Origin of the sequence: Klebsiella sp. EMBS2024, assembly GCF_036233805.1 — a bacterium.
Lineage (GTDB): Bacteria > Pseudomonadota > Gammaproteobacteria > Enterobacterales > Enterobacteriaceae > Klebsiella > Klebsiella pneumoniae.
Map to the genome: position 1 here is coordinate 1,434,635 of NZ_JAZARW010000001.1, position 15,059 is coordinate 1,449,693.

A 15,059-nucleotide genomic window follows, 5' to 3' on the forward strand; every position below is an offset into this window, starting at 1 on the left:
AAGCCCTCCGTTAGTTACAACATACTTATCGCTTCACTCCTCTCCAGGCGCGGCCTCGGCAGCGCCATCGTCCGGTCAGGGCAGGTACGGCAGTCTGTTATTTTGTTCGCTTCACAGGTAGAATGCTGCCCGTTTACCTTTTTTGCGCCACCCCGGCGCCCATCAACACTAAGGTCTGGTCATGACGTCTACAGCTATCCCATCTTCCCGCGCTGTCACATCCTCTCCCGTTGTGGTTGCGCTCGACTATGATAATCGCGATAAAGCGCTGGCATTTGTCGACCGCATCGACCCGCGCGACTGCCGCCTGAAGGTGGGCAAAGAGATGTTCACCCTGCTGGGCCCGCAGTTTGTTAGCGATCTGCATCAGCGTGGGTTTGAGGTGTTCCTGGACCTTAAGTTTCACGATATTCCCAACACCACCGCCCGCGCGGTGGCCGCAGCGGCTGAGCTGGGCGTATGGATGGTGAATGTCCATGCTTCCGGCGGCGCGCGAATGATGACCGCCGCGCGCGAAGCGCTGCTGCCGTTTGGCAAAGATGCGCCGCTGCTGATCGCTGTCACGGTGCTCACCAGCATGGAGTCCAGCGATCTACAGGATCTGGGCATTACCTTATCTCCGGCTGACTACGCGGCGAAGCTGGCGGCACTGACCCAACGCTGCGGCCTTGATGGGGTGGTGTGTTCAGCCCAGGAGGCGGTGCGCTTTAAGCATGAGCTGGGGCAGGCGTTTAAGCTGGTGACCCCGGGGATTCGTCCGCAGGGCAGCGACGCTGGCGATCAGCGGCGAATTATGACTCCTGAGCAGGCTCAGGAAGCTGGGGTAGACTATATGGTGATTGGTCGCCCGGTTACTCAGTCGGCGGATCCAGCCGCGACGCTGCGGGCGATCAACGATTCTCTGCGCAAGGGGGCATAATGAGCGATTCCAACAGCCGTCTGGTCTACTCCACCGAAACCGGGCGTATCGACGAGGCGAAACCGGCGCCGGTGCGCCCGAAAGGCGACGGCATTGTGCGGATCCAGCGCCAGACCAGCGGCCGCAAGGGCAAAGGCGTCTGTCTGATTAGCGGGATTGATACCGACGATGCTGCGCTAACCGCTCTGGCGGCAGAGTTGAAAAAGAAATGCGGCTGCGGCGGCGCGGTGAAAGATGGCGTGATCGAGATCCAGGGCGATAAGCGGGATTTACTCAAGTCGCTGCTTGAGGCGAAAGGGATGAAGGTCAAGTTAGCCGGTGGCTGATCGCTATTTTCCCTCTGCTCCAATGGTCTGGTTGAAATAACAAGGCCGCGGTAAATGCCGCGGCCTTGAATGATTTAACGTGCGTAAGTCAATTCGTGTGAATTATTCTTTTATTTCGTCAGATAATTAAATTATTTTCCGACCTGGTGACCAATAATACCACCGACTGCTGCGCCACCCAGGGTACCGAGCGCGCTACCGTCAGTTAACACCGCACCACCGATAGCGCCGGCGCCAGCACCGATAGCCGTGTTACGATCGCGTTTAGACATGTTAGAGCAAGCGCTCAGAGACATTGCTACAGTGACAGCCAGAACGACAGCAGCCATTTTTTTGCTCGTTGAAGTCATCATTTTTTTTCTCCTGAATAATCTATTCATGGATTACAGCGCTCCTCTAAGCATAGCCTGATAAAGCAGCTTTAGGGCAATTCCATGAAGTTAAGGTGCGCAGGTGTCACGAAAATCACGCAGGTGATAGTCACTTCCTGTTATATCGCTAATAATAATTTTACTTTTTTTAAAATTTATCGTCAGGTAAAAAGTCTTAATTAGCGGCTCGGAATACTCTCAGAGCGATAAAGCGCCCCTTCCGGCGCTTTGGCAGGAGATGGGGCGGCGGAGGATCAGATGTAGGGCACGATATCGACGGTCAGGCCGCTGCGGAGCAATTGTTCGCGACAGGCGTCCGGTAAGCGATCGTCGGTAATAACGCGATTAAAGCGGCCGGCGGGACCGAGCGGATAGGGATGTACCGCGCTGAATTTTGAACTGTCGCTAAGAATAATTGCCTCACAATGCTTCTCCAGCACGGCGTTCACCACGTCCGCACGCATCATATCGCGGCCGGTAAAGCCGGTTTCCGCCTGCCAACCGTCGATCCCGATGAAGGCTTTGCTGAAATGCACCTGCTGGATGAACTGACGGGTTAGCGGACCGACCATACTCTCACTGCGTTTCTGATAAATTCCGCCCAGCAGGATCACCTCTCCTGGGGTCTCTTTCAGCAGATGNGCGATATAGCTGCTGACGGTAATGATGGTGATATCGCCGCGCTCGGCCAGCGTACGCGCCAGCAGGGCATTGCTGCTGCCGTTTTCGATAAATACCGTTTCACCGGTATTCACTAGCGCCGCAGCCCGGCTGGCCAGCTCACGCTTAATGGCGAAATGGGTCATCATGCGGGTTTCGACATCTTCGCTGTCCAGCGGTACGGCATAGCCATGAGTACGGCGCAAATAGCTCTGCTTTTCCAGCAAATTCAAATCCTGACGAATAGTAACCTCAGAGACACCGGTCATCTTCGCCAGATCGGCGACGCTCATGCGGCCTTTATCGATGACCACTTGCAAAATACTTTGTTGTCGGGCGTTCATAGCAACATCACTGTTAGGGGGCTATATGGCGAGCAACCGGTCCATATGGCCGGCTGCGGCATGGCTGATATTCAGATTTCCCAGGGCGCCTTGGGTTGGTTTTGTTGTTCAGCATCGTCCGCCGCCAGCGCCAGCAGCTCCGCTTTGAGGATCTCCAGATTATGGATCGCAGAATGGTAATCACCGGCAACCAGAATATCCAGCACGGTATCGATACGTTGAGCGAGCAGGTGGGCATTCACATCTGACATGGCATTATCCTGGTAACAAAAACGAATGAAATCAATGATGCTAAAAATGAATGAAAAAGAGAAGCGAAAAAAACGCACAACCTTAATCGGTGCGACGGAAATGGCTGGATAGAGAGGAAAGAAGCAGCGGTTCCCGCAGGAACCGCTGTGAAGGGGCGTCAGACCGCCGGACGCGCAATAATGCTGCGGGTTTCCATGCGAACTTCAGCGATAGTGACATCGATAACGTCAGTCACTTTATAGACTACTTCACCTTTGATCTGCACGGTACCGTTCTCCTGGCTGCACACCAGTTCGTCGCGCACGGCGTGGAGGAACGGGGCCGGAATAAAGGCGACCGCGCCATTGTCCACCAGACGCACGCGCATCCCGCCGCGGCTGACGTCGATGATCTCCGCCGCGAAGCGGGTATCGGTCCCGGCTTTATCGTTGAGGAAACGGGCGTACAGCCAGTCGGCGACGTCGCGCTCGGCCATCCGGTTGAGACGACGGCGCTCCGCCATCTGCACGGTGGCTTCATCCTGGGGACGCGCAATGGTCTCGCCTTTAATGATGGCTTTCAGCAGACGGTGGTTGATCATGTCGCCATACTTACGGATCGGCGAGGTCCAGGTGGCATAGGCTTCAAGCCCAAGACCAAAGTGTGGGCCCGGCTCGGTGCTGATTTCCGCAAACGACTGGAAGCGGCGAATGCGGCTGTCGAGGAAACCGGTCGGCTGAGCGTCCAGTTCCCGGCGCAGCTTGCAGAACCCTTCCAGGGTGAGCACTTCCGTCGGGTCGACGTGCACATCATGGGTTTTCAGCAGGGCGGCCAACTGCTCGGTGTTCGCCGGATCGAAACCGGTATGAACGTTATAAACGCCGAAGCCGAGCTTGTCGCGCAGAATGCGGGCGGCACAGATGTTGGCGGCGATCATCGACTCTTCGACAATGCGGTTGGCAATGCGACGCGGTTCCGCGACGATATCCAGCACTTCGCCTTTTTCGCCGAGAACGAAACGGTAGTCCGGACGGTCTTTGAACACCAGCGCATGGGTCTGACGCCATTCGCTACGACGCTGGCACACGTCCTTCAGCAGCGTAATTTGCTGCGCGATCGCCTCGCTGTCCGGCTGCCAGCTGCCGCGGCCTTCCAGCCAGTCAGAGACGTCGTCATAGGCCAGCTTGGCTTTCGATTCGATGGTGGCGGCAAAGAACTCGATATTGTCTTCGATGGTGCCATCGGCCGCCAGGGTCATCCGGCAGGCCAGCACCGGGCGCACTTCGTTAGCGCGCAGGGAGCAGAGGTCGTCCGACAGCTCGCGCGGCAGCATTGGAATGTTGAAGCCCGGCAGATAGTTGGTAAAGGCGCGCACTTTTGCGGCGTTATCCAGCTTGCTGCCTTCGGCAATCCAGGCGGTCGGGTCGGCAATGGCGACCGTCAGCAGCAGTTTGCCATCAGCAGTGGATTCGGCATACAACGCATCGTCCATATCTTCGGTGCTGGCGCTGTCAATGGTGACGAAGTCGAGGGCGGTTAGGTCGCGGCGCGTCAGCCCCTCGTCGAGCATCTCGGTGGCGACGCCGTCCGGTGCCTCTTTCTCAAGATTATGGCGCGCCAGGGTTACCCACCATGGGACGAAGTGATCGTCGCTAAAAGTGATGAACTGGGTCAACTCCGCGTAAAACCCGCGGTCGCCTTTTAATGGATGACGGCGCATCTCGGCGACGGCCCAGTCACCCTGTTTAAAATCGTGTTCAACGCCGCGGGCGGCGCGGCAGGGAATGGCGTCTTTCAGCAGCGGATGGTCAGGAACGATAGCGAGGCGATCGTCTTTCTTCTGGACTTTACCGACAAAACGAGTCAGGAAGGGCTCAACCAGCGATTCCGGCTCGGCGCTTTCGCGTTCTTTTTCAGAATGGATCACCGCGACGATACGGTCGCCATGCATCACTTTTTTCATCTGCGGCGGCGGAATGAAGTAGCTCTTCTGAGCGTCCACTTCGAGGAAGCCAAAGCCCTTTTCCGTGCCCTTAACGACCCCTTCCGCGCGCGGCGTCTGGGAATGCAGTTGCTGTTTAAGCTGCGCTAGCAGCGGGTTATCCTGAAACATAATTAGGTATTTTCGTGGCTAAAAGAGCGGCTGACATTTTTACGCGAATATGCCTGCCGCAGCAAGCGCTGTTTCAGCAATTTACGTCTGCTGACGCACATTGCCGAGGGCGATTTTCAGACGATTCATCCATCCGCACAGCCCGCTCCAGATCAACAGATCGATTGCTTGTTGCTCAGAGAGTCGATATTCCGCGAGGGGCGTTAACTGGGCGGCGCTAAACCGGTCAGGCGAGCGGGTTAACAGCTGCACCGCGGTCACGAGAGACCGGGCCTGAGGATGCTGCTGGAGCCAGTGATGGAGGGCCTGGTCGCCCTCCCGCAGATGGCTGGCGAACTCCTCTTCACCCTGCCAGTGGGGGAGCCAGGCGTCAAAGCAGGTGGGGCTGCCATTGGTGCGCGCCGTGAGTAAGGCGACCTGCGGGCCAAAGGTATCATCCGTGCTGAGCTGGCGGATCAAGGTCTCCAGAGGCGCGAATAACTGTGGGTCGCAGGCCAGCAGCGGCGCCAGCTCGCCCAGACCGGGCAGCGACTGCCAGCCGGCGATGCGCCGCTGACGCTCATCATCGGCATACTGCAGGTCGGGATCCGCAATGTCTGCCTGCCATGCTCCCGGCGGCGGGGCGAACAGCTCCGCGGGTGCCTCCTCTTGCTGGGGCATACCGGGGATCCAGCGCACCGGAAAGCCCTGGGCCGCCTGCAGGACGGCAATCGCCCGCGCCTGGAAGCCGACGAATCCGATAATCTGGTTGAACAGAATAATGTCCCGACTGGTTAAGCCCACTTCGTCCAGCTGGCTACGGGAGAGAGCGTTAATAACCGAGGGCGAACCGGCAAGCTGACGAGCATATTGCGTGATTTGCGCCAGACGACGGTTGCTCTCGCGCGAGGAATCGGGGCCTGGCAGGGGAGCAAGGCGGGCGGCGTAGTGGTTACACAGCCGCTGGACGCCGTAGACCTGGGCGACGGTGAGCGCGGTGCTGAGTCGATCGTAAGCGGTAAAGGTCTGCAGGCGACTCACCGCCACCTGGTCGGGAAACAGCAGTTCGGCCAGCTGGCGTGCGGGGTGTAGCCAGTCAGCGTGGGCACGTAGCCAGGCGGCCGGCAGCGTCAGGTCCAGCAAAAAGCGGTCTTCAACATGGGCGGCTTCAGGGACGAGCGGCAGGACATCCACCGGGCAGATTGTTGACTGGGTTTCGTGATACCAGTGATTTTTGCCATTCACGCGGCGTGGCTCCATGGGCTTTCCTTGTTCGGTATGTGGCGAACCGCCGTTCCGCGGATCGTTTATGCAGAACTATCCTGGCGTAACCCGGAAGCAGGAGAAAATATTGATACGTGCTAACAAATAGCCGATTGGAATAACAGGTGGGGCGTAAGGCGTGGGGGATGGAAGAACCCTCCTCACCGGGGCGAGGAGGGGAAGGAACTTATTTCAGTTCCAGCTCGTTCATGGCGGCGATATTGAACCCGCCGTCAACGTGAACGACTTCACCGGAGATCCCCGCAGACAGGTTGGAGCACAGGAAGGCTGCGCTGTTACCCACATCTTCAATGGTGACGGTGCGACGGATCGGGGTGACCGCTTCGCAGTGCGCCAGCATTTTACGGAAATCTTTAATACCGGACGCGGCCAGCGTACGGATAGGACCGGCAGAGATGGCATTGACGCGAACGCCTTCCGGACCCATGGCGTTAGCCATATAGCGGACGTTAGCTTCCAGAGAGGCTTTGGCCAGACCCATCACGTTATAGTTCGGGATCGCGCGCTCTGCGCCCAGGTAGGAGAGCGTCAGCAGAGCCGAACCCGGGTTCAGCATGCCGCGGCAGGCTTTGGCCATTGCCACGAAGCTGTAAGCGCTGATGTCGTGCGCGATTTTAAAGCCGTCGCGAGTGACAACGTCAACGTAGTCGCCGTCTAACTGGTCAGCCGGGGCAAAACCGATTGAGTGGACGAAACCATCGAATTTTGGCCAGACTTTTTCCAGCTCGGTGAACAGCGCGGTGATGCTCTCATCTTCAGCAACGTCGCACGGCAGCACAATGTCAGAACCCAGCGCGGCAGCAAACTCTTCTACGCGACCTTTCAGTTTCTCATTCTGATAGGTGAATGCCAGTTCCGCGCCTTCGCGGTGCATTGCCTGCGCGATGCCGTAGGCGATGGACAGTTTGCTGGCGACGCCAGTGATCAAAATGCGCTTACCGGAAAGAAAACCCATAGCTTTAATCCTTATCGTTATTGCTTATTTTTACTTTAACAATCATAACGTTAACATTGTTATTTCAAAATAACTCAAATTTAGCCGGGAATTATATCCCACTGACGACCCCTTGTGTCACGATATTTTTCAGCCGGTCCGCGCCGCGCGGGGCAAAAGTACATCGCGATAGCTGCAGTATATCATCTCTCCTGACGATTATTTGAGCGCGATCTCCGCCAGCAGCAGGCGTCCATTGCTGCCCACGGGACGCAGATTCCGCGGGGATCCACCGCGCCAGCAGAGGCCGCTGCCGGCCGCGCAGCGTCGCCCGGCCAGATCCCACTCGCCTTGTAGAACATAAGCGACCCCCTCGCTGGCAGGGCATTGCAGGTCGCTAACGACCTGAACTGTCGCCGACGCGCGCCCGCGCTGAGTCATGATATTGAAGTCCAGCCCTGGCGCAACGATCCCGACGCTGGACAGCGCCCATTCGCCGGGGAAAGCCCACGGCTGCCAGAGCGCCAGCGGTTGGTCGATATTCTCGCCACACAGCCGTAGCGGCTGCCCCGCCAGCAGAGTAATGACCCGGTCGACGCCAGGAAAGGGGGAGAAAGGGCCATCCGCCTGCAGGGTGGCAATACTCGCTCGCCAGAGAAAAGGGGCATCTGGAGCGGGTACGCAGATGATTTCGCGCGTCTCTCCGCCGCCGTTTTTCCACGGCGTGACGGGGAGCGTCGAAAGTTGAAAAGGGACCATCATGGGCAGCATACCTTAGTTAATCGCTTCCGGCGTCAACAATAAGCACCGCCTTGAGCTAGTTTAGTAACTTTCTGCAATACAAATATTTTACATATTCGTCACAAAATGAGAGTGCATGCAAGGCGGTGAGTTGTCAATGCTTGTATATACAAGAACGATTGAGTGAGGTGATATTAATAACTTGAGTGAGGAATCTATGTCTTCGTTTTCGTCTACAGACGGGCAGTCAAAGAGCAATTATGCTGGAATGAGTGAAAGGCGGTCGATTGATTACATCCCGGAAAGCGAACGGCATGGACACCCTTTTAGCCAGTTCACCCTTTGGTTTGGCGGCAATCTGCAAATTACGGCGATTGTCACTGGCGCTTTAGCCGTTGTGCTGGGCGGCGATGTAGTGTGGTCTCTGGTCGGGCTTCTGGTCGGTCAGATGCTGGGGGCGGCGGTGATGTCTCTGCATGCGCTGCAGGGACCGCGACTGGGACTTCCGCAAATGATCCTTAGCCGCGCCCAGTTTGGGGTTTTTGGCGCGGTGGTGCCGCTGGTGCTGGTTTGCGTCATGTATATCGGTTTTTCTGCCAGCGGCACCGTATTGGCCGGGCAGGCAATGGCTAAACTACTGAATATCAGCCATGTAGCCGGGATGCTGATATTCAGTGCGATTATTATCGTTATCGCCGTCCTCGGTTATAAGGTGATCCACAAGCTGGGCAAACTGGCGAGTATCGTCGGAATTCTCGCCTTCGTTTATATGTTCATCACGCTGCTACTTTCGGCCGATCTCAGTGCGCTCGCGCACAATAACCATTTTTCGCTGCCGACGTTTTTATTAGCCGTATCGCTCTCCTCATCGTGGCAGATCGCTTTTTGCCCCTATGTATCCGACTATTCGCGCTACCTGCCACGCGATGTTTCCGCCACGAAAACGTGGTGCTCAGTGTTTTTCGGCACCGTATTGGGTACCCAAACGTCGATGACGCTCGGGGTTCTGACAGCGGCCATTGCCGGCAGCGCGTTCCCTGGGCACGAGGTGAGCTATCTGGTGGGATTAGGTAAGAGTCAGGCGATGGCCATGGTTATCTATTTCGCCATCTGTTTTGGTAAAATTACCTTCACTACCCTCAATGCGTACGGCAGCTTTATGTCGCTGACCACCATTGTTTCCGCCTTCCGCCGGCAAACCGTGCTGTCGCAAAAGTGTCGCATTGCATTCGTGGTGCTGATGGTGACGGCTTCCTGCATTATCGCGTTGCTTAGCGAACCCGCTTTCTTAAAGCATTTCACGCATTTTCTTCTGTTTCTGCTGGCGTTCTTCGTGCCGTGGAGCGCCATCTGTCTGACGGATTATTATCTTATCTCGAAGGGCGCCATCGATATTCCGGCGCTAAGCGACCCGCAGCAACGCTACGGGTTCTGGAACCTGTACGCGATCACCCTGTATATCGTCGGTGTGCTTATCCAGTTGCCGTTCATTGAGAACCCGTTGTTCCATGGTTCGCTCACGTGGATCTTCGCCGGTAACGATGTCTCATGGATAATAGGCTGGTTTGGCACCGGGGTTCTTTACTACGCGCTGCGCCGCTTTGACCGCCGGTCGCTGCCGGCGCAGAGTCTTTTCCCTTCCACCTGAATGACAAGGGCGGCGTGAGGGCCGCCCCTGCCGTTGCCTGCCAGCTATTTCCCGTCTTTGCGCCAGGCGTCGGCGGTGAGGGCTTCCCCGAAGTGGCCGGCGATCAGGCGCCGGGTCAGGTCGTGCAGCGGCGAGGCCAGCACATCGGCAGTGCTGCCGCGCTCGACCACTTCGCCGTTATGCATCACCAGCACCTGATCGCTGATGTGTTTCATCATTCCCAGGTGCTGAGTGACATAGATATAGGAGATGCCCTGTTTCTCCTGCAGCTCCAGCATCAGGTTGATAAGCTGGGAGCGCATCGACATATCCAGCGAGGCCAGCGCCTCATCGCAGACGATAACCTTCGGGCGCAGGATCAGCGCCCTGGCGAGGCCGAGACGCTGCTTCTGACCGGGCGCCAGCATATGGGGGTAGTAGCTGACGTGGTCCGGCAGCAGACCGACCATGCGCAGGGTGTCGATTATCTGCTTCTGCCGCGCTTCGGCGTCGAGATCGGTATTCAGTCGCAGCGGAAAATCGAGGATCTGCGAGATGCGCTGGCGCGGGTTCAGCGAGGTCGACGGATCCTGAAAGATCATGCGAATCTTCTGGCTGCGGTAGGAGTAATCCCCAAAAGTCAGCGGATGATCGTCAATCAGCAGTTCGCCGCTGGTGGGTTCCACCATGCCCGCCAGCATCTTCGCGAGGGTCGATTTCCCGGAGCCGTTCTCGCCGATAATCGCCAGCGTCTGCCGTTCGCGCAGGGTAAAACTCAGCGGTTTAACCGCCTCAACCGTCTGACGGTGAAACCAGCCGGTGCGGTAGCGAAAGGTCTTACTGAGTTGGCGAACTTCCAGCAATGTTTCGACCATTTCACTCTTTCTCCATGTTCAACGGGAAATGACAGGCGTACAGATGGTTGCGCGCCCCGGTAAGACGCGGCGTTTCGATACACTCGCGCTGGGCGTACGGGCAGCGCGGCCCCAGCCGACAGCCGATAGGCAACTGCTCCAGTAGCGGGATCGCTCCAGGCAGGGTGTTGAGGCGACTTTTATGCGGCATGGCGCTACCGAAATCCGGGATCGCGCGGATTAACGCCTGGGTGTAGGGGTGATGTGGGAGGGTGATCAGCTCTTCGCTGGGCCCGCTCTCCACCGTCTGCCCGCAGTACATGACGTTGATTTTATCCGCCCATTTGCTGAGCATTTGCAGGTCATGGCTGATCAGCAAGATGGTGGTGTTGTTGTTCTGGTTGAGCCGCGTCAGCAGGCGAATAATCTGCGCCTGGGTGGTCGGCTCCATGGCGTTGGTCGGCTCGTCGGCAATCAGCAGACGCGGCTGGTTGGCCAGGGCGATGGCGATCATCACCTTCTGGCACTCGCCCTCGGTCAGCTGATAGGGGAAGCTGCGCATGGCATCTTTGTGATCTTTAATGCCGACGCGGTGCAACAGCTCGATGGCCCGGCGCTTGCGCCAGCCCAGCCGTTGCCACCAGCGGCCCTTGTAGGTCCAGCCGGGGATACTCTGAATCAGCTGCTGGCCGATGCGCTCAGAGGGATCGAGGCACGACTGGGGCTCCTGAAAAATCATCGACACGTTATGGCCGATCAGCTTCCGGCGCTCGCGGTTCGACAGTCGCAGCAGGTCGATGTCATCGAAGCGCATGCGGTCGGCCGTGACCCGCCAGTTGTCTTTGGTTACGCCGCAGATAGCTTTGGCAATAAGGCTTTTCCCGGAGCCGGATTCCCCCACCAGGCCGCGGATTTCGCCTTCGGTCAGCGTCAGGCTGACGCGATCGACGGCTTTTACCCAGCCTTCGCTGGTTTTAAATTCAATGGTTAAGTGACGAATATCGAGTAACGGCATTATTCTACCCCGGCAATGATCGCCCGGCGAATACCGTCGCCCAGCAGGTTGACCAGCAGTACGCTGAGCATAATCGCCGCCCCGGGGAGCATCACGGTCCACGGCGCCACATAGATAAGCTCCAGCGCATCGCCCAGCATGGCTCCCCATTCCGGCGAAGGCAGCTGGGCGCCGAGATCAAGAAAGCCCAGCGCGGCAATATCCAGAATGGCCATCGACAGGGCGCGAGTGATCTCGGTCACCAGGCCGGAGGCGATATTGGGTAGGATGGCGAACAGCAGAATATTCAGCGTCGAGGCGCCGTCGAGGCGGGCGGCGATGATGTACTCTTTCTCCAGCTCATCGTGGACCATGCTGTAGACGGAGCGCACCATGCGCGGCAGCAGCGCCAGCCAGACGGCGAACATCGCATGGCTGAGATGCGGCCCGGCAAAGGCGACGACGATAATCGCCAGCAGCAGCGAGGGGATGGAGAGCAGGGTGTCGAGGATATGGTTCATCACCGCCGAGCGCAGGCCGTGGGTCGATCCGGCAATCACGCCCAGCACCAGACCAAACAGCGTGGCGCCGAGGGTGACGACAAAAGCGCCGCCGACGGTGGGCGCCGCGCCGCTCAGCAGTCGGCTCAGCACATCGCGGCCGAGGTCATCGGTTCCCAGAAAGAAGGAGACTTCGCCATAGCGCGACCACGACGGCGGCAACAGCTGGTAGCCGAGGAACTGCTGGTCGATGCCGTAGGGGGCGAACCAGCCGCCGAAGACGCAGAGCAGCAGCAGGCCCGCGCAGCCGTACAGACCGATCATCGCCGTGGTGTCGCCATAAAACTTACGCCATACGGTGCGCAGCGCGCCGGGCGGACGCTTTTCCAGATAAACGCTATCGTAGGGCATACCATTCCTTATGTTTCAGTGGGTTAGCCATGGCACCGAGAATATCGGAAATTACGTTGACAATAATCACCAGCGCGCCAATCACCATCACTCCGGCGGAGATCGCCGCGTAGTCCTGCTGGCGAATGGCGTTGATCAGCCAGCGGCCCAGTCCAGGCCAGCTGAACACCATCTCAGTGATCATCGCCAGGGTGAGCATGGTGGAAAACTGCAGGCCGAGACGCGGGATCACCGGCGGCAGGGCGTTGTGCAGCACATGGCGCAGTAGAATTTTGCGTCGCGACACGCCGCGGGTGGCGGCCGCTTTTACATAGTTAGTGTCATACACCTCGCTGGTGCTAATGCGCATCAGGCGGATCACTTCAGTGGTGGGGGCGACCGCCAGGGTCAATACCGGCAGCACCATATGCCGGGCGGCGCTGACGATCATCTCATGGCGCCACGGCGAGTCCGAAAGCCAGGCGTCGATCAGCGCGAAACCGGTGACATTTTTCACCTCATACAGCAGATCGAAGCGACCGGAGACCGGAAGCCAGCCGAGGGTCAGGGAAAAGAAGAGGGTCAGGAGCAGCGCCAGCCAGAAGACCGGGATCGAGAAACCGACCAGCGCGACGGCGCTGATCAGGGTATCGGGCCATTTATTGCGCATTACGCCGGCGATCATCCCCACCGGAATGCCTATCAGCAGGGCAAAGCCGAAGGCGAGGATGCACAGCTCCATGGTCGCCGGGAAAACCTCGCGCAACTGCTCAGAAATCAGCTGGCCGTTAATGCTGGAGACGCCGAAATCCCAGTGCAGCACCCCTTCAAACCAGAACAGCCACGCATTCCACAGGGAAGCGCCCTGCAGTGGGGCATGAGGGGTGAAATAGCTCAGGCTGAAACCGACAAAGGTCAGAAAAAAGAGAGTGATCAGCAGCAGCAGCAGACGGCGCAGGGTAAAAATAATCATGGCTTCTTCACCTCTTCGGTATTTTCCCGCGATACGCCAGCGAACGAAGCGTTACCGAAAGGGCTGAGCACCAGGCCTTTCATATCATAGCGGTAGGCCTGCAGCCGCAGCGACGAGGCCAGCGGCAGGACCGGCAGTTCGCGGGCGAGGATCCGCTGCGCCTCTTTGTAAGCGTCCATCCGCGAGGAGAGCTGCTGCGAGAGCAGCGCTTTTTGCAGCACGTCGTCAAACTCCCGGTTACACCAGTGGGCAAAGTTGGTTTGCGAGGCGATGGCCGCGCAGCTCAGCAGCGGTCGGAAGAAACTGTCCGGATCGTTACTGTCCGTCGCCCAGCCGGAGAGCGTCAGGTCGTGGCTCATGTCCATCAGGCGCGCCTCCTGGAAACGTCCCTCTACCGGCACAATAATCACCTTAACGCCAATCTGCACCATATCCGCCTGGATAAGCTCCGCCGTTTTCAGCGGGCTGGGATTCCACGCCTGCGAGCTGGTGGGCACCCACAGCTTGAGGGTCAGGTTTTCCAGCCCCAGGGCTTTCAGGCGGGCGCGGGCCTCCTGCGGATTATATTCGGTAATTTTAGCGTCATTATCGTAGGCCCACGAGGCCCGCGGCAGCATGGACGCCGCCGTCTCCGCGGTGCCATAGTAGATGGACTGCATCAGGCGCTGGTTGTTAATCGCCAGCGCCAGGGCATGGCGCACCTCAGGATTATCCAGCGGCGGCTTGGCGGTGTTGAAGGCCAGCCAGGCGATGTTCATTCCCGGGCGCAGCGTCAGGCGCAGGCGCGGGTCGTCACGCAGGATCGTCAACTGGCTGGCGGCTGGCCAGGCCAGCACGTCGCATTCTCCGGTCAGCAGTTTCGACAGGCGGCCGGTGCCGCCGGAGCCAAGGTCGACCACCACCTGGGGCATCAACGGTTTGCCGCGCCAGTAGCCGGGGTGGCGCTGCAGGCGAACATATTGTCCGGAGCGGTAATCGGATAGCTGGAACGGGCCGGTGCCAACCGGCTGGCGATCCAGTTGCTCCTGGCGGTCGTCCTGAGTTAAGCGGGCGGCATATTCGGCAGAGGTAATTGACGCATAGTGGGTGGCCAGATGCCAGAGGAACGAGGCGTCCGGCCGCTTGAGGCGAAACTCCACGGTCTGATTATCCAGCTTGCGGACGCTCTCCACGCTGTCAGCAAACTGCAGACTGTCGAAGTAGGGAAAACTGCTGCCGTTGACGTTGTGCCACGGATGGTCGCGGTTAAAAATACGGCCAAAGGTAAAAATGACGTCATCGGCATTAAAGTCCCGCGTTGGGGTAAACCACGCCGTGCGTTGAAACGGGACGTGGCGGCGCAGGTGAAAGCGGTAGGTGGCGCCGTTATCGAGAACTTCCCAGCTCTCCGCCAGCTCGGGGACCAGCCGGTAGGTATAGGGATCGACGTCAAGCAGACGATCGTAGATCTGAGCGGCCAGTGTATCGACAATCAGGCCGCTGCTGACTTTCTGCGGATTAAAGGTATTAACCTGGCCGCTGACGCAATAGACGAAACCGCTATCGCGGATATCGGCGCGGTCGGGGAGCGCAGGGGCGGCAAAAGCTGGCCCACACAGCAGGGAAACGGCTGCCAGGAGAGATGACAATTTCAGGCGCATATTTTCTGTTTGATTATAGAGCTGAACTCTATCTTATTAAGATTAATAGACATTCACCACCGCCTTCAACAAGCCTGAGGGATAATGCGGTTACCGGGTGCGTATAGTATTCAGTCAATTGATTAAAATAGTCGCGGAACCGAGTCTGTATAGTGAAACATGGTAACTTTTTATCGCCG

At 58.1% G+C, this 15,059-nt stretch carries 15 protein-coding genes; 3 read left to right on the forward strand and 12 right to left on the reverse strand.

Translation table 11 applies throughout. The features are described from left to right. The first annotated feature begins 181 nt into the window (after positions 1–181). Positions 182–919 carry an orotidine-5'-phosphate decarboxylase gene (pyrF, locus tag VZP09_RS06490; RefSeq protein WP_032438556.1) on the forward strand — a complete coding sequence of 246 codons (738 nt, stop codon included), beginning with the start codon at positions 182–184 and terminating at the stop codon, positions 917–919. Beyond that, a complete protein-coding gene (gene yciH / locus VZP09_RS06495; protein WP_004210732.1) occupies positions 919–1,245 on the forward strand; it encodes a stress response translation initiation inhibitor YciH in 327 nt (108 codons plus the stop codon). Before pyrF ends, yciH begins: the two co-directional genes overlap by 1 nt. 131 nt (positions 1,246–1,376) lie before the next feature. On the opposite strand, the gene osmB is transcribed toward yciH, so the two are convergent. The 7 genes from osmB to VZP09_RS06530 all read right to left on the reverse strand — a co-directional run bounded on the left by osmB (position 1,377) and on the right by VZP09_RS06530 (position 7,923). Then, positions 1,377–1,595, reverse strand: a complete 219-nt coding sequence (osmB, locus tag VZP09_RS06500; protein WP_002901783.1) for an osmotically-inducible lipoprotein OsmB — start codon at positions 1,593–1,595, stop codon at positions 1,377–1,379. Between the two features lie 275 nt (positions 1,596–1,870). Next, positions 1,871–2,620, reverse strand: a complete 750-nt coding sequence (yciT, locus tag VZP09_RS06505) for a DNA-binding transcriptional regulator YciT (RefSeq protein WP_002901785.1) — start codon at positions 2,618–2,620, stop codon at positions 1,871–1,873. A 71-nt stretch (positions 2,621–2,691) separates the two neighbouring features. After that, positions 2,692–2,871 (reverse strand): YciZ family protein, encoded by a 180-nt coding sequence (locus VZP09_RS06510; RefSeq protein WP_002901786.1) that lies wholly within the window; start codon positions 2,869–2,871, stop codon positions 2,692–2,694. Between the two features lie 158 nt (positions 2,872–3,029). Further along, positions 3,030–4,964 (reverse strand): exoribonuclease II, encoded by a 1,935-nt coding sequence (locus tag VZP09_RS06515; protein WP_004176468.1) that lies wholly within the window; start codon positions 4,962–4,964, stop codon positions 3,030–3,032. An 81-nt stretch (positions 4,965–5,045) separates the two neighbouring features. After that, entirely contained in the window at positions 5,046–6,203 is a 1,158-nt protein-coding gene (locus tag VZP09_RS06520) for a CMD domain-containing protein (protein ID WP_004151905.1), read from the reverse strand. A gap of 190 nt (positions 6,204–6,393) precedes the next feature. Then, positions 6,394–7,182 (reverse strand): enoyl-ACP reductase FabI, encoded by a 789-nt coding sequence (gene fabI, locus VZP09_RS06525; protein WP_004140277.1) that lies wholly within the window; start codon positions 7,180–7,182, stop codon positions 6,394–6,396. 198 nt (positions 7,183–7,380) lie between these two features. Next, on the reverse strand, positions 7,381–7,923 hold the full coding sequence (locus tag VZP09_RS06530; protein WP_004152967.1) for a HutD/Ves family protein: 543 nt from the start codon (positions 7,921–7,923) through the stop codon (positions 7,381–7,383). A 247-nt stretch (positions 7,924–8,170) separates the two neighbouring features. Between VZP09_RS06530 and VZP09_RS06535 the strand changes: the two genes are divergently transcribed. Next, the gene (locus VZP09_RS06535) at positions 8,171–9,550 is read left to right on the forward strand and encodes a purine-cytosine permease family protein (protein WP_004151902.1); all 1,380 of its coding nucleotides are present in this window, start codon (positions 8,171–8,173) and stop codon (positions 9,548–9,550) included. A gap of 44 nt (positions 9,551–9,594) precedes the next feature. On the opposite strand, the gene sapF is transcribed toward VZP09_RS06535, so the two are convergent. Genes sapF through sapA form a run of 5 tightly spaced genes read right to left on the reverse strand, consistent with a single transcriptional unit; the run spans position 9,595 to position 14,880 of the window. Continuing rightward, entirely contained in the window at positions 9,595–10,404 is an 810-nt protein-coding gene (sapF, locus tag VZP09_RS06540; RefSeq protein ID WP_004140269.1) for a putrescine export ABC transporter ATP-binding protein SapF, read from the reverse strand. A 1-nt stretch (position 10,405) separates the two neighbouring features. Further along, positions 10,406–11,398, reverse strand: a complete 993-nt coding sequence (gene sapD, locus VZP09_RS06545; protein ID WP_004140266.1) for a putrescine export ABC transporter ATP-binding protein SapD — start codon at positions 11,396–11,398, stop codon at positions 10,406–10,408. Further along, a complete protein-coding gene (gene sapC, locus VZP09_RS06550; RefSeq protein WP_004151901.1) occupies positions 11,398–12,288 on the reverse strand; it encodes a putrescine export ABC transporter permease SapC in 891 nt (296 codons plus the stop codon). Before sapC ends, sapD begins: the two co-directional genes overlap by 1 nt. After that, on the reverse strand, positions 12,275–13,240 hold the full coding sequence (gene sapB, locus VZP09_RS06555; protein WP_002901816.1) for a putrescine export ABC transporter permease SapB: 966 nt from the start codon (positions 13,238–13,240) through the stop codon (positions 12,275–12,277). Before sapB ends, sapC begins: the two co-directional genes overlap by 14 nt. After that, positions 13,237–14,880 carry an ABC transporter substrate-binding protein SapA gene (sapA, locus tag VZP09_RS06560; protein WP_328794967.1) on the reverse strand — a complete coding sequence of 548 codons (1,644 nt, stop codon included), beginning with the start codon at positions 14,878–14,880 and terminating at the stop codon, positions 13,237–13,239. Before sapA ends, sapB begins: the two co-directional genes overlap by 4 nt. Positions 14,881–15,059: the final 179 nt, after the last annotated feature.

Coding starts and splice junctions, on each gene's coding strand:
- pyrF (WP_032438556.1), top strand. CDS start 182: ATGACGTCTACAGCTATCCCATCTTCCCGCGCTGTCACATCCTCTCCC.
- yciH (WP_004210732.1), top strand. CDS start 919: ATGAGCGATTCCAACAGCCGTCTGGTCTACTCCACCGAAACCGGGCGT.
- osmB (WP_002901783.1), bottom strand. CDS start 1,595: ATGACTTCAACGAGCAAAAAAATGGCTGCTGTCGTTCTGGCTGTCACT.
- VZP09_RS06510 (WP_002901786.1), bottom strand. CDS start 2,871: ATGTCAGATGTGAATGCCCACCTGCTCGCTCAACGTATCGATACCGTG.
- VZP09_RS06515 (WP_004176468.1), bottom strand. CDS start 4,964: ATGTTTCAGGATAACCCGCTGCTAGCGCAGCTTAAACAGCAACTGCAT.
- VZP09_RS06520 (WP_004151905.1), bottom strand. CDS start 6,203: ATGGAGCCACGCCGCGTGAATGGCAAAAATCACTGGTATCACGAAACC.
- fabI (WP_004140277.1), bottom strand. CDS start 7,182: ATGGGTTTTCTTTCCGGTAAGCGCATTTTGATCACTGGCGTCGCCAGC.
- VZP09_RS06530 (WP_004152967.1), bottom strand. CDS start 7,923: ATGATGGTCCCTTTTCAACTTTCGACGCTCCCCGTCACGCCGTGGAAA.
- VZP09_RS06535 (WP_004151902.1), top strand. CDS start 8,171: ATGAGTGAAAGGCGGTCGATTGATTACATCCCGGAAAGCGAACGGCAT.
- sapF (WP_004140269.1), bottom strand. CDS start 10,404: ATGGTCGAAACATTGCTGGAAGTTCGCCAACTCAGTAAGACCTTTCGC.
- sapD (WP_004140266.1), bottom strand. CDS start 11,398: ATGCCGTTACTCGATATTCGTCACTTAACCATTGAATTTAAAACCAGC.
- sapC (WP_004151901.1), bottom strand. CDS start 12,288: ATGCCCTACGATAGCGTTTATCTGGAAAAGCGTCCGCCCGGCGCGCTG.
- sapB (WP_002901816.1), bottom strand. CDS start 13,240: ATGATTATTTTTACCCTGCGCCGTCTGCTGCTGCTGCTGATCACTCTC.
- sapA (WP_328794967.1), bottom strand. CDS start 14,880: ATGCGCCTGAAATTGTCATCTCTCCTGGCAGCCGTTTCCCTGCTGTGT.